The 12,960-nt window shown below is 65.4% G+C and carries 10 protein-coding genes; all 10 read right to left on the reverse strand.

Going from position 1 to position 12,960, the window contains the following annotated elements; translation table 11 throughout:
• Positions 1 to 7 precede the first annotated feature (7 nt).
• The 10 genes from AAHS21_RS15435 to AAHS21_RS15480 all read right to left on the reverse strand — a co-directional run bounded on the left by AAHS21_RS15435 (position 8) and on the right by AAHS21_RS15480 (position 12,600).
• The gene (locus tag AAHS21_RS15435) at positions 8 to 2,278 is read right to left on the reverse strand and encodes an FtsK/SpoIIIE domain-containing protein (RefSeq protein ID WP_342928483.1); all 2,271 of its coding nucleotides are present in this window, start codon (positions 2,276 to 2,278) and stop codon (positions 8 to 10) included.
• Positions 2,275 to 2,487, reverse strand: a complete 213-nt coding sequence (locus AAHS21_RS15440; RefSeq protein WP_342928484.1) for a hypothetical protein — start codon at positions 2,485 to 2,487, stop codon at positions 2,275 to 2,277. Before AAHS21_RS15440 ends, AAHS21_RS15435 begins: the two co-directional genes overlap by 4 nt.
• Positions 2,488 to 2,649: 162 nt before the next feature.
• A complete protein-coding gene (locus AAHS21_RS15445; RefSeq protein WP_342928485.1) occupies positions 2,650 to 3,459 on the reverse strand; it encodes an ESX secretion-associated protein EspG in 810 nt (269 codons plus the stop codon).
• A gap of 38 nt (positions 3,460 to 3,497) precedes the next feature.
• Positions 3,498 to 4,919, reverse strand: coding sequence for an NlpC/P60 family protein (locus tag AAHS21_RS15450; protein WP_342928486.1), 1,422 nt, complete (start codon positions 4,917 to 4,919; stop codon positions 3,498 to 3,500).
• The gene (locus tag AAHS21_RS15455) at positions 4,916 to 6,148 is read right to left on the reverse strand and encodes a hypothetical protein (RefSeq protein WP_342928487.1); all 1,233 of its coding nucleotides are present in this window, start codon (positions 6,146 to 6,148) and stop codon (positions 4,916 to 4,918) included. The genes AAHS21_RS15450 and AAHS21_RS15455 overlap by 4 nt, the downstream gene beginning before the upstream one ends.
• A 3-nt stretch (positions 6,149 to 6,151) precedes the next feature.
• Positions 6,152 to 8,284 (reverse strand): hypothetical protein, encoded by a 2,133-nt coding sequence (locus AAHS21_RS15460; RefSeq protein ID WP_342928488.1) that lies wholly within the window; start codon positions 8,282 to 8,284, stop codon positions 6,152 to 6,154.
• Entirely contained in the window at positions 8,281 to 10,842 is a 2,562-nt protein-coding gene (locus AAHS21_RS15465; RefSeq protein WP_342928489.1) for an ATP-binding protein, read from the reverse strand. Before AAHS21_RS15465 ends, AAHS21_RS15460 begins: the two co-directional genes overlap by 4 nt.
• On the reverse strand, positions 10,839 to 11,291 hold the full coding sequence (locus AAHS21_RS15470) for a hypothetical protein (RefSeq protein WP_225332286.1): 453 nt from the start codon (positions 11,289 to 11,291) through the stop codon (positions 10,839 to 10,841). Before AAHS21_RS15470 ends, AAHS21_RS15465 begins: the two co-directional genes overlap by 4 nt.
• Positions 11,292 to 11,319: 28 nt before the next feature.
• The gene (locus AAHS21_RS15475; RefSeq protein ID WP_029371744.1) at positions 11,320 to 11,571 is read right to left on the reverse strand and encodes a hypothetical protein; all 252 of its coding nucleotides are present in this window, start codon (positions 11,569 to 11,571) and stop codon (positions 11,320 to 11,322) included.
• Between the two features lie 63 nt (positions 11,572 to 11,634).
• Positions 11,635 to 12,600 (reverse strand): conjugal transfer protein, encoded by a 966-nt coding sequence (locus tag AAHS21_RS15480; RefSeq protein WP_342928490.1) that lies wholly within the window; start codon positions 12,598 to 12,600, stop codon positions 11,635 to 11,637.
• Positions 12,601 to 12,960 lie beyond the last annotated feature (360 nt).

A 12,960-nucleotide genomic window follows, 5' to 3' on the forward strand; every position in this document is an offset into this window, starting at 1 on the left:
GCTGTTCTCAAGAGGAGCTGCGCTGGACCGCCAGACGGCTCGTCGGCGACAAGCTGGACACGCAGAGGCGGCCATCGTTGTCGTCTTGCCACATCACCGTGACCACGCCATCGTCGGCGACATCGATGCCGTCAACCTCACCGACGTGCCCATCGTCGAAGGACACGACATCCTTGGGCTGCAGATCCCGAGGCGCCAGCATCAGTTCTTCCATACCCTCGTTTTCGGCTTCCCGGATGATCTCAGCGACATCGAATCCGAGACGTGAATCTCCATCGAACGAGGTGACTTTCCGGAAGAAGTTGGTGGGATCGAGGTCGGGCCGCTCCGACAGCGCGAACCACGGCGCATCCGCGATCTCGTTCCACGAAATCCCGTCGAGCATCAGCGGTAGCTCCGGCACGTATCGGGGGACAAGCGTCACGGGGGGCCGGAGTTGTTCGATGACGGCGGCCTCCTCGGGGACCGTGCTGTTGGCCGCTGGAGTGAAGTAGTACTGGGTCTCCCGTGGATCTTGGTGTGTGCCCGTGGACATGCCGCGACCCTTGATCCGAGGAATGTAGCGGCCGACATAGCTGTCGTCCCAGAGCATTTCGGCCGCGATCCGTGATATCGGGCCGACCGACACGCGGTTGCCGAAGTTGTCGCGGGCCTCGGTGTCGATCAGGGTGTGGTCCGGCCGTTGCATGCCGACCACAAGGTGCATCCGCGCGGTCCGCGCCAGGCGCGCCAGTTCGCCGAGCTCTGTCAATGTCGGGCATTCCTTGGCGCCGTTCTTCGGTTTCAGGTTGGCCCACAGCCGTTCGAGTACAACTTTGAACTGGGCTGCCTCGTCGACGACGATGAGGTACGGCAGGTTGTGCTCCCACTGCGATTGGTCCCAGCGAGCTCGCGCGTTGCGGTCCTCCATGAGCATGTACATGCGGTGGATGGTGGCGATCGACTCGAACGGGTCGCTGCTGATGATGTGCACGTTGGGCCAGCCCACGAAGTCGGAGTACGAGCCGCCCTTGAAGTCGACGAGAACCACCGCCCAGCCGCGCAGCGCGGCCATCATGATCAGGCCGCGGAGGTAGACCGTCTTGCCAGCGCCGGTTTTTCCGCTGACGAGGGTGTGGGGCGAATCCAGCGGATCCCATTCCTGGATGCCCAGGTCGAGGTCGACACCGTAGGCGAACCGTGTCTGGCGGTATTGGCCGATCGCTTCTTCGATCGTCCGGACAGCGGGAATTGGCTTGGTGAACAGCGGGAATGGGAGCACCGGTTTGGGGGTGAACGTCACAGTCGATGCCGGCATGTCCCATTTGACCCGCCAAGTGCCACCAACAAGTTCGGTGAGGTTCTGTTCGGCGACCCGTTTACGGAAGTCGCCCATCAGTTTCTTGGCGATCGCGTGCTTGATGGTGAACCCGTCGGCGAGAGTTCCTGTCACGGTGGCAGACGATTCGAAGATGTCGCGGGCCTTGCGGGTGAGGTCGGCCAGCTCCTCATCCATCTGCTCGGGGACGAACTGTGTGGCGGTGAATACCAGCGCTGACGGGTCGGCGCTGACGCGATAGTGGGCGTCACAATGGGTGCGCAGGGCGCGGCGGATGGTGGTGGCGGGATCGAGGCGTCGGGCGGTGGTGGTTGTTGTCGTGCCGATGGCGTCGTCGAGTTCGAGCCGGTCGTCGTTAGAGGGCAGTGTGGCTGTCATCGGGCGGCCTGCTCGGATGGTGATCGTCTGGGGCGCTGCGGCTTTGGCGTCCCATTTCGCCTGTGGGACGACCTGCAGTGAGGGTTGCTTGTGGCCGAGCGGGGCGTAGAGCGCCTGGATTAGGGTGCCGCGTAATTGCAGGCGGGCGCACCGCAGTCGGTAGGGCTCGATGGTGAGGCCGGCGGTGGCGATGCCGGCGGCCAGGGCGATTCCAATCGCGGTGACGAATGGCATCGCGAGAAGCCAGCGGGCGGCGCCGGTTGTCACTGCGAAAGCCGCCGATGCGGTGCCGATGGTCGCTGGGCCCACCGGCAGTGCAAGCGTCCATTTTTCGGGCTCGGCCGCCGACGGCTCACCGGGGCGTGCGCCGTGCCACACGATGCCTGCAGTAACGAGGGCAATCAGCGTCGCGCCGATGACCGCGGCCGCAGTCGGGATGTCCACGGAGGCCGCCAGGTCGGTGTTCTTGCGTAGGTACCGGTATCCCAGGTAGCCGGCACCACCGACGATGACCAGGATGCCCAGCAGCACAGCTGCGGGGTTCTCCTCATCTGCGGTCTTGCGCGTCTGGCCACTGGTCACCTCAGGGGAACCTCGCTGGGGCGAAATACGGCGTCATGGGCGGTGCGGTCCCAGGCCACCACATAGGTAGGCGCGCTGGGGTGGCGCAACCGATCAAGAACCTGCTGGGGGAGCTGCTCGGCGGGCACGTGGAATTCGCGGACCGGCTTGGGCCGCGGACGCGGCGAGTTGGCGACGGCAGCGAGGCGAGCGAACAGCGATGATCTCACCTCATCCACTTTTGAGGCCGTTCGCCCCGTTCTCAAGAGGACCAGTTCACCGGAGCGTTATAGGTTGTCCTGCAGCGGTTTTGACCCAGGCTAGGTAGCTGTTAGGAAGGCGCCTTCGATGGTCAGGAGAAAGACGTCCCTTAGGTAACGCGAATGTTCGGGCTAGCGGTCGTCGAGTGAGCCCCACAGTGCCCGCAGTGCACCGTCGAGGCGTTGGTTGGACATCGGGGCGTAGGTCAGATGGGTTTGGCGATCTACGCCGACGTGAGGCCAGGCGAGGACGCGTCCGTAGTTCTCGGTGTCGAGGAGGGACACTGCCGTTTTGGTGCGGCGGGTGACGTCGTCGACGCGGCGCATTGCGGTGATTTCTGTGACGACGTCGGGTTTGGACGAGGCGTTGAGGATGGCGGCGTCGTGGGGGTCGAGGCCGTGTTCGATGAGTCGGTCGGTGGCGTGTCCGGGGGCTGTGTCGGCGATGCGTGCCGCCTCCGCGGCGGTGAGCTGGATGAGATCTGTGAGGGGGGCCGGTTCGATGGTGCCTAGGTTGACGGCGAGGACTGCTGTGGTGGCGGTGAGCCAGTCGGCGGCCGGCACCTGTTGGACCAGAAAGATGTGGCGGGTGCGGCTGGCGACGACGTACTGGCCGAAGCGGGAGGCGATGGCGACGCGCAACATGGTGTTGGGCTCGTGGAGCGGGATGATCCGGATAGCGAGTGTTTCTTCGGCATGCGCGATGGTGCGAACCAGACTGGTGACTTCGGGCAGTGTTCCGTTGGCAGTGAGGATGCCGCGTTCGGTGAGGCGATCTCGTTGCAGCTGTTTCCACGGTTCGGCGAGGTCGGGGCCGGTCATGGGGTTGTACAGCGCGAGGACTTCGGGCAAGCGGCCACTGAGGTCGAGGTGTTCCACGAGGTAGGCGCCCTCGTCGACGCTGATCTCGAATCCGTCCGTAGTGGTGTCATTAGCCATCATCTAGACACTCTTTCCTGAGGTCAATGCATTCTGTTCAGTTATAGAACGCGGCGGGCCTGCGCGCCGGAAGGCAGGTTGCTGATGTGCACCGGTACACCTCGCTGCGGGGCTTCGATGACTTGCCCATTTCCGATGTAGATCGCGACGTGTTCGGGGACACCCGGCGACGACCAATTGGAGAAGACCAGGTCACCTGGGGCGAGTGCGTTGAGCGGTACCGCGGTTCCGGCGTGAATCTGCTCGTAGGTTGTGCGGGGCAGGATTACGCGGCCGCCGGATGCGCGGGCGACGGCCCACTGGGTAAGACCGCTGCAGTCGAATCCGCCGCCGGTGGGCCCTAGCGCGCCGCCGCCGCCCCAGACGTAGGGGAGGCCGAGCGCGTCATGGGCGATACGTGCGGCGTTGGCGCCAGCGCCGCTACCGGCGACTCCCGCGTGCAGCGAGTCGGTCGAGCCGGCTGCTGCCAGGTAGTTGTGGATGAGAGATCGGACGAACTGAGCGTCGGTGAGTTTGTCGCGTGCTGAGGAGCTAACCACGCTGCCGGCCTCGTCGAGCGCCTTGCGCATTGCCGTCATGACCGCGGTTTGCGCCTCGGGGGTGTCGCCCTGGACACCGGCCGACATGAGGGCAGTTTCCACGTCGTCGATGACGCCTTGGATTTTCGCGCGATCTTCTTCGGTGCGGGCAGACGACAGGCCCAGGATCTCGCCGAGTTGGCGTTCGACGTCGCGCATCGCGCCGACTTGGCGGGCCAGGGCCTCGTTCTTGTTGCGGGCCGCGTCGGCGGCGGGGCCTTCGCCGACCAGGGAGCCTAGGGGGCCGGCGAGACTGTCGGCGCCGCTTGTGTTGACGCGGCCCGAGGGGGTTCCGGGGGGTGCGCCGGTGCCGAGTTGGTTTGCGAGCGCGGCGAGTTGGGGCATGACGGCTGATGCGAGTGCCGGGATGAGGCTTCCGGCGCCCTGGAGTGCGGCCGCGGGGATGCCGGTGGCGGCGTTGATGAGCGGGCTCGCCAGCTGGGGGCCGAGACTGGCCAGTTGGCCGAGGGCGTCTGGTGACGGACCTGGATCCGGTGGAGTGTCGGCTGATGCGTCGCTGTCGGAGTCGCTGTCGGCGTTGTTGTGGTCGCCTTTGTGATCGGCTTCCGAATCCTTTTTGTCGTCTTCCAGTTTGGTGTCGCCCGAGGGGGTTGCAGTGGTGGCCGGGACGGTTCCGGTGCCATTGGGGCTCTGGCCGTTTGGTGTCGTGGCGCCCGGCGCGGCAGGAGCGGCGGTAGTGGTGGGAGGTGGTGTCGTGCCTGGCGCCGACGTGCCGGGCAACGGTGGTGGCTTGACCGGCACCGGGCCCTCGGACTGACCGGTGGCCTGCGCGGGGTGCGGGGGATTCGCGGTGGAGGGATGATTCTCGGCCTCGCTGGTGGCCGGATCTTCGGCGGTGGCGATGGGTGCGGAGGGTTGGGTCATGCGGCGGGGCCTCCCTCGATGCGTCGGATCACGCGGTTCGGCCCGATGCGGGTCCACTCCGGCGCTGAGTGCCCGGGCAGCACCGTGACCATGGTGTCGGCGTCGATGGCGATGCCGGCCAGGTGTGGGCCCGCGCCCGCGCTGATGTCGATGTAGACGGCGTCACCCGGTTCGGGGTCGGCGACCACGCGGTATCCGATCTGCAGCTGTTCGGCGATGGTGGTGGGAATGGCGGTTCCTAGGGTGCTTGACAGGATCGAGGCGACGTAACCGGCGGAGTCGGCGGTGTTGGCTGGCTGCGTGGTCGGTTGCGCCGGGATGGGCTCGTTGGTCGCAGATTGTGCGGCGGTGGTGGTGGCGGTCTGGTCGGTGCCCACACTGCGCTGGGCGGCGGCAGCGATGTCAGGTCCGGCGGGGTTGTGGCCGGGTGCAGCAGCCGGCAACGGCGTGGTCAGTGCGTGTAGGCAGTTCGCGGCGGCGGGCGCGGTGGACATGGCCGAGCTGGCCTGGTCCGGGTTGAGCACGGTGGTTGCCGTTGAGGTCGCGGCAATTGTGGTCGGGGGTGCGGGTTGGGCTGTCTGCTGGGTGGTGGTCGGGGCGGCGGAGGTCAGTGCAGTAGCAGCGGTGCTGGAGGTTTCGGCTGGCGCGGGCAGTGCCCCAAGGCGGGTTTGGGCGTCGGCGATGTACTGGGTGAAGTCTTCGGCCGTCAGTCCGGTGATTTGTGCTGCCAGCTGGCTGGGATCCGTATCGCGCCAGCGGGGTTCCGTGTCGACCATGTGGTCGAGGGCCAGTGCGGTGGATACCTCTGGGGTCATGAGATCGGCGGCGCTGCCCCAGGACAGCGGCAGCCCAAGGGCGCCGGCGCCGCCGTCGTTGAGAACTGCGCTATGCGCATAGCGCTGCGTGTCGGCGTCGCTGGCGTTTGCGGCGTTAGCCAGCCCAGTTGCACGCATAGCGATCGCCACGGTCACGGTTGCCCCCTGTCTGCCAAATCCCAGTGTTTCGGCGGTCTGCTCGATCTTCAACAGGACTTCCTGCGCAGATGGGGCGTCATTGGGGGGGTTTGCCACGATGGCCCCCCGGATGCCGAGCGCCGCGGTGCAGGTTGCGAAGAACTGCTGGGTTCCCTGACCTGGCAGGGCCATCATGGTGATCGCAATCGGCAGGGCGAGCATGCACAGAAGCGCGGCAACCGCCGCGGCCAGGGCCATTTTGACGGCGGTGGTCATCACCTATCGCCGTCCCATCAGTTCGCCTCGGATGTCGGCGTAGAACTCCGGCATGGCGTCGGGATCGTCGGTGCGCGGTTCGCCGCTCTGGTGAGCCAGCGCGGCGATCGCCGGGTGGATCGCCGGCGCCGAGCCGCCGTGGTGCCGGCAGGAGTCAGCCGCGTTGATGCAATAGCCGCCGCGGGTGGTAGGTGCTCCGCACAGGTGCGGGAATCGCTGACGGTGCTCGGCGACGCTCGCAGCGTGGGGCAGCGTAGGGCCAGGAATGCGTTCGGCGCCATAGAGGCGTTCAGAAGGGGCGGCCAGGATGGGCTCGGCGGCCTGCCCGCCACCGACTGGCGGCGCCGGCGCTCCCGATTGGGAATAGCTGTTATGGGCGCCCGTGGCGGTGACCTGGTCAATGATCGACCGCTGGCCACTGACCACGCGGACCCCGGCGCCGGCGCTCGTCCTTACCTCCTCGATCTGATCGAAGGGCAGCCGATCGTCCAGGTTGACCAGGCGCACGGACTGGTCGTTCACCCTGCCAACGACGTCCCAACCACCCGAATAACGGATCCGGTCACCTACTTCGACGGTTTCTGCGTCCCAAGCAGGCGTCTCAAGTTCCGTGGCAGCAGGGGTCTGCTGAGCTGATGTTTCGGCCTTGGCTCTGCGTGATCCCTTGAGGTTCCTGATGCTCGCCCTGTTTTGCAGTTGGTCGGCAGCGCCGAGGAACGGCGCGGCCTCGGGGGCCGCTGCGGCGATGCCGAGCTTTGCGGCAGTGGTGGCGCCGTGGCGGGCGAGGCTGGTGACTCGGTGGGTCGCGTTCGGGATTGCGGTGAGCGGGTCGAGGCGTTCGAGAATGTTTGTGGCCCCGGACATTTCACCCTGGGATCCATTGAATCGTTGCAGGGCCTGGACGGTGCGCTCGCGGGCCTTGAGGATGCCTTTGCGGACCTTGCGCAGGGCTATGAAGATCGCGACAAGCATCAGCGAGACCAGGGGCATAGCGACGACGAGATCGCCGCCGGCCGCGGAGAACATGGCACCGGCAAGTGTCCCGGTAAGACCGACGATGGCGACCATCCCTGTCATGCCGGCGAAGGAGAACACCGCATCGAGGGCGGCTTTGAGCGCGAGGTTTTGGCTCGCGCCGGGGATCCATCCGGTGATGAGGGCGACGATGCCGACGATCGCCCAGAACACTGCCGATAGCGCGAGGATGACGACCTGGACGCACAGGTAGGTGAAGACGATCGCGACGGCCAGCGCGAAGATGATCGCAACGAAGGCGATGATTTTCCTGCTGGTGGGATCGCTCATGGCGTAGTCGTGGAGGTCTTGTCCGCCTGGACAGTTCTGGGCGACGGCGTCTTTGACCTTGTCGACGGGTCCGCTGGTGATTGCTGTGGACCATGCTTGACCGCAGTTGTAGGGCGGTGCGTCGAGGTCTTGTCCAAAGTTCCAGATGAGGGTGGGGGTGCGGGCGAAGTGGTCGGCGAGCGACTGCGACAGGGCATCTACCGCTTGTTGCCCCTCTAGGGGCTTTCCGGACAGCTCACTGCTGATTTCCACGCCGATGTCGCGGCCCATCGTCAGCGCGCCGTTCGGGCCGAGGAGTTCGCTGACCGGTTTGTTGGCCAGAGCGATCGAGATGTAAGCCAGCAGGATGGCCGTGGTGATCTGCGCTGCCGCTTTCCCGACTTTGCCGAGCGCGAACGTCACCGCGATGATGGACGCGGCGATCAGGCCGATTGCGGTCAGCACCACAGGGTTGTGCACCATCACGGTCAGCTGGTGGCCGATGAAGTCGAACGGCTGTGAGATGACCTTGAGCCACTTGAAGGACAGCACGTTGTTCACCAGCCAGATCGGCGTGGCGATGATGCCCAGGAACAGGCTGTAGAACCAATGCATGCTCAGGGCTGGCGGTGCGGCGGCGGGATCGGTCAGCGAGCCGTTGTTCAGCGATAAGCCGTAGGAGCCAAGTGGCACATGCGCGCTGTCGGTGACACCGATCCACAGGATTGCCGCGGTCGCGCCGGTGCTGGCCCAGGCGGGGGCCGCGTTGATGATGCTCATCATCGCTGGAGTCAGCAGCAGCACAACGCGGCGCCAGGCTCGGGCGGCGATGCGGAATGGATTGCGGTTCATGCGGCCGCCCCAGGAGTCGTGCTCACCGCGGCGGCGCGGTCGCCGCGCGCCGGCAGCTTGATCTTGATCTCGACGAGCCGGCCGCGGATGTCCTTCATCAGGCATTCTCCGCGACGCTCTGGAGGGGTTTCGCCGTCCTCGCCGGTCCCGGGACTGGTGTCGGTCATCAGTTGCTTGACCAGGTTGCGGTCGCGGGCCGCGTCCTTGCTGGCCATGCGCAGTTCCTCGGTGGCGAGTGTTTCGTCGACTTGGCGGAACAGGAACAGGGTCGGGATGAGGTGGGTGAACCGTCGGAAGTGCGCTGGATCCTGGGAGGCCAATCCGATCGCGCAGTCGTGTTTGCGCCCGTCGATGACGAAGTCCTCGATGATCCCGTCCCCGATGGCCGACCGGGTCAGATGGCGAGCCTCATCGAGCAGGAAGAGGCCGAAGCGCGGATCGGGATCATCGGGCTCTGAGAACAGCACCTGCCGGGCGATGGTGGCAAACAGTGTGTAGATGACGTCGCCGAAGAGCTTGGTGGGATCGTCGGCCAGGCTGCTCTTCTCGTCCGGTAGGGAGAGTCTGTTGGTGCGCAGCACCACGAACGGTGCGTCCAGCGGCAGCGGTGGCAGGTCGTTGGCGAACAGGACACGGGCGTAGGTGCGTTGCGACCAGAAGCGAAGTTGGGAAGCGACTTTCGCGATCACCGCGGGTGCGGCATCAGCGACAGCTCCGGTGGCCAGGCTGGGGTTGCGGACCAGGTTGGCGGTGTGGGTGACCAGTTCCGGCAGGCCTTTGATCTTGTGCCGTGCCCGGTAATTCGGCTCGATGAGATCAGACAGCAGGGTGGATTCGGGGCTGCCCGATTTGATTTGGAAGAGGCGCATGAGGACGGGCAGGATGCGCTCGGCGACGTCGGCGCCGGGCACCACCCGCAGCAGGTCCAGCGTGTACTGGGGGTTGGTCGGATCGATGACGACCGCGTTGGCTACGGATTCGGCGAATGACACGTACTCGCCCATGGGGGAGCGGTCTATGGCGAACACCTGGCCGCCGTGATCGACGGTGAGACCACCGAAGACTTTCAGCAGCACCGACTTGCCGGATCCGAGGTCGCCGACCAACGCGAAGCTGGCGGATTTGTTTTTCTCTGTGACGCCCAGCAGATCGAAGTACACGGGTTCGTGGAACCCGGAGAGCCGGCACTCGCCGATGCAGGGTCCGGCGTCGTCGCCGATCTTGGCGGCGGTGATCGGCGTGAACTTGGAGAAGTAGTCGGTAGCGGTGACATGGGTGTAATCGGCGGTCACCCGCTGCGTGGCATACCCGGGTTGGCAGGCGGCCCAGGCTTCTTCTTGAGCGCCGGCGGGATCGACGAGCTTGATCGGGATGTCTTTGAACGTGCGGTGCACGTCTTGGACGCGGTCGCGGAGTTCCTCGTAGCTGGGCGCGGACACCGCGATGATCGGGCAGAAGTGGATCTCGGTCTCGGCCGGATTGCCTTCCAGGTGGGTGTTGTACTGGGCGAGCTGCTGGCCGCGTGTGACAAGGAAGTTCTGAGCGAAGCTCACTTCGCTGTCGCGTTCGTCCATCTGCTCAGCCAGCTGCTTGAGCGAGCTCGCGTTGTGCGCCAGAGCGTCGGCGCGGTTGCGGACCCAGGTGTGCAGAGTGTAATCGACCCCGGCGCCTTCGAAGTGATTGAGCAGCGCGAACACCTGGTCGGCTACGCCTGGCCAGGCAAGCTTGGCGGGAAAGTCATCCACGAGCAGGAATGTTTGGTAGCTCGGGGGAATATCGCTGTCGGGAAATCCCACTTTGACCGCGCGTGACAGCCGTGGGTCCACTTCTCCGTCGAGCCGAAAGCCGCGGCGGCGGCGGACCGAGTGCGGGCCGGCGGCGCGGTGGGGGAAAGGGCGGGGGGCCGACGGATTGGGTTCGGATCCGTTGAGCGCCTGCAAGTATGCGCGATAGTCGACGCCACGGGTGTGGCTGCGCTCCCACAGCCAGTGCATCTGATGCTCGCTGACCCGTTGGGGTCGGAAGATCCCGGGGATCTTGCGCTGTGTGTCGGCGGCGAGGACGGTGAAGGCCTTCACATCTTTAGCGGTGGGCTGATAGCCGTCGGGCAGGTCTCCGCCACGGGCGGGACCGCACAGCGGGACTGACAACCAGTGCAGTCGCTCGGCCGGCGGCGGATCCTGGGTCTCGATCTCGGCGAGCCGCGCGGAGGCCTCGATGGCGGCGTCGGGAAACAGGGTCAGGAAGTCGCTTCGTGCCCCGGAACTGGGGGCGGCGCGGTGGGCGGCCACGTAGCGGTGCGCGGCCCGACGTGCCGAGGAGGTGATCTTCTCGGCGATCGTCGGGATCGCGATCGGGGCAACCACGCTGGTCAGAATCGTCGTACCGAGGTCGGAGAACAGGTGCCGGTGCTGGTTGTCGATCCGGGTTTTCTCGCTGCGTTCCTCATGACCGTTCGGCAGCGCACCGAGTAGCCACTCGGCGTAGACGACTCCGCTTCGGGTCCAGCGCAGGTTGTCGGTAACGGCCAGGGTGGGCTGCTGCAGGGTCACGATCATTGAAGGAACTCCAGGTCCAGGACGTGGCCGCTCTTCCCGGTAGTGGCGGGACGTTGGTGCTTACTCGGTGGGCGACCACCGGTGCTCAACGGGGCGCGGTACAGGCGGGGTCGCACCAGCCAGATCAGCCGTGAACTGGTACGGGCCATGGAGAACCCGATCCGGCGAGCCAGGATGACCGACGGGATGGTGATCGCAGCTCCGACGAAGAGGGTGGGCAGGATCGGCGGGTCCAGCAGCTTGAACACCAGCAGAATGAGCCCGGCCGCCGCGACTAAGACGCCGCATTGGATGCGCGTGAACGGACCGAACGGGATGGGCTGTCCGTTCGGGAATTTCCCGATCAGTTTCGGGAACTTGCGCGCCAGGGTGTAGATCGAGACGAATATGGGCGGATCCCGGCGCTCGGCAACGTCGGCGCTGCCGCGGGATGATTCGTCAGAGCTCATGCGGTCCCTCTGGTGCCTGTGTCGGGTGTCAGTAGCGGCTGGTGATACCGGTGAGTCCGCCGGTGTCGCTGGCCGAACCGCGCAGCAGGTCCGGAAGGATGACGACGATGATCACGGCGCCGATGGCGCTGGCGACCACCACGATCACTTTGGTGATCGAGCCGTGGTGCTTGGCGTAGAGCAGGGCGATGAGACCCAGGGCCACCAGTGTGATGACCAGGATGATGGTGGTCTTGCCCTGAGTGATGGTGTTCAGGAGCACCTGGTTGAGGTAGTTCATTTTCTACCCTCCTTTTCTGTTCGCGGAATTGCGGTTTCTTTTTCCGGGGCGAGTTGTTTCTCGTCATCCGGGGGCATTGGTGGACGCGCTGGATGGCGGCTGCGTCGTTTCAGTCGGCTTGGCGATGCGGCCTGCAATCTGAGGTGCCGGGTCGATATCGGAGATAAACCATTTGTCGCTCTGGCGCACAATGACTAATGGATAGGTCAATGTTTGATTTGACTTGTCATTTATCGACCCTTCCGCGGTAACCAGAATTTTCGTGGTGAATCCGTTTTGCGCGTCGGCTGGGATGTCGGCCTGCGCGTTGATTGAGTCGATACCGATCTTGGTGAATGGAGCGTTGTCGAATGGGCGGATCCGGGGAGAAATGCTGTAGCGGCTGATATCGCCGCTTGCAGGATGACTGGCCGTTCCTTTCAGCCAGGTGTCCAAAAAGTCGGCTACGGTTTTATAGGCGTCGGAATCCTGCGAGACCTGGGACGGGTAGTCCAGGTCGATGTCGTATCCGATGTCGGGGCCGTTGACGATGGCTGGCGCGGTGGTGATGCGGGGGTTTCCCTGAACGACGGCGACGGGGACTTGATAGAAGCGCAGTTCGGGTGCCTTCGAGATGGGCTTGACGAATGCGCCGATGACCACTGACCAGTAGTCGACGTTGGCGAATCCGCTGGGCTGACGCGTCACCGACCAGGGGGCGGTCTTGATCACGCTTACCGGCACGGCAGTCGGGGTGATGCGGGCACCGGTGAAGGCGGTCAGGGCGCTCGCCGATGTCGTGGTCAGGTAGACGTTGACGTAGGCGTCGGCGAAGCCGCTGACCGACGTCCCGCGGTTGAGCGTCGTGTCGAGTTGGCCAACGGTGACCGTGTGGTCGGGGGCGCAGCTTGTGGCGATCGCGTTGAAGCCGCCGAGGGCGCCGAGGGCTAGGCAGGCGATGACACCGGCGCGAGACACGGTGCGTCGACTAGGGCGGTGTTGTTGGGTCCAGTGGCGGACCCGGTCGCCGGTGCTGGGGCGGAAACTCACAGGTCAAACGATGCAGAGGGGAATACCCGTTTTCCAGAGGACCGCCTCTGAGGTGCGGGAACGCTGGTTTCGAACCCGGCCGGAGTGGCGTTCGGGTCTGCGGCGGGGTTCGGCGCTGTCCTGACCAGCCGTTCCGGGCCAGGCCCATCCCCAACCTCGTCGAGGATCGGCTCCGCATCGAGCAGGGCGCCGGCAAGGGTCGCCCCTCTGGCACGCGGCTGGGTCGTGCGGCATGTGAGCCGGGCGCTTCGACGGAATCGGGTGTCTGCCTGGGGTTTCCCACCGCAACGGCCCTGGAGTGACACGTTAGCGAGAAAAGCGACAAGTTCGTCGGGCCCCCTACACGATGTTGCTGTGGTT

Source organism: Mycobacterium sp. 050272 (assembly GCF_039023525.1).
In the GTDB taxonomy this organism is placed as follows: domain Bacteria; phylum Actinomycetota; class Actinomycetes; order Mycobacteriales; family Mycobacteriaceae; genus Mycobacterium.

Bases quoted from the DNA above. Each gene is read 5' to 3' on its own strand.
- AAHS21_RS15445 (WP_342928485.1), bottom strand. From the start codon at position 3,459: ATGATGGCTAATGACACCACTACGGACGGATTCGAGATCAGCGTCGAC.
- AAHS21_RS15450 (WP_342928486.1), bottom strand. From the start codon at position 4,919: ATGACCCAACCCTCCGCACCCATCGCCACCGCCGAAGATCCGGCCACC.
- AAHS21_RS15455 (WP_342928487.1), bottom strand. From the start codon at position 6,148: ATGACCACCGCCGTCAAAATGGCCCTGGCCGCGGCGGTTGCCGCGCTT.
- AAHS21_RS15460 (WP_342928488.1), bottom strand. From the start codon at position 8,284: ATGAACCGCAATCCATTCCGCATCGCCGCCCGAGCCTGGCGCCGCGTT.
- AAHS21_RS15465 (WP_342928489.1), bottom strand. From the start codon at position 10,842: ATGATCGTGACCCTGCAGCAGCCCACCCTGGCCGTTACCGACAACCTG.
- AAHS21_RS15470 (WP_225332286.1), bottom strand. From the start codon at position 11,291: ATGAGCTCTGACGAATCATCCCGCGGCAGCGCCGACGTTGCCGAGCGC.
- AAHS21_RS15475 (WP_029371744.1), bottom strand. From the start codon at position 11,571: ATGAACTACCTCAACCAGGTGCTCCTGAACACCATCACTCAGGGCAAG.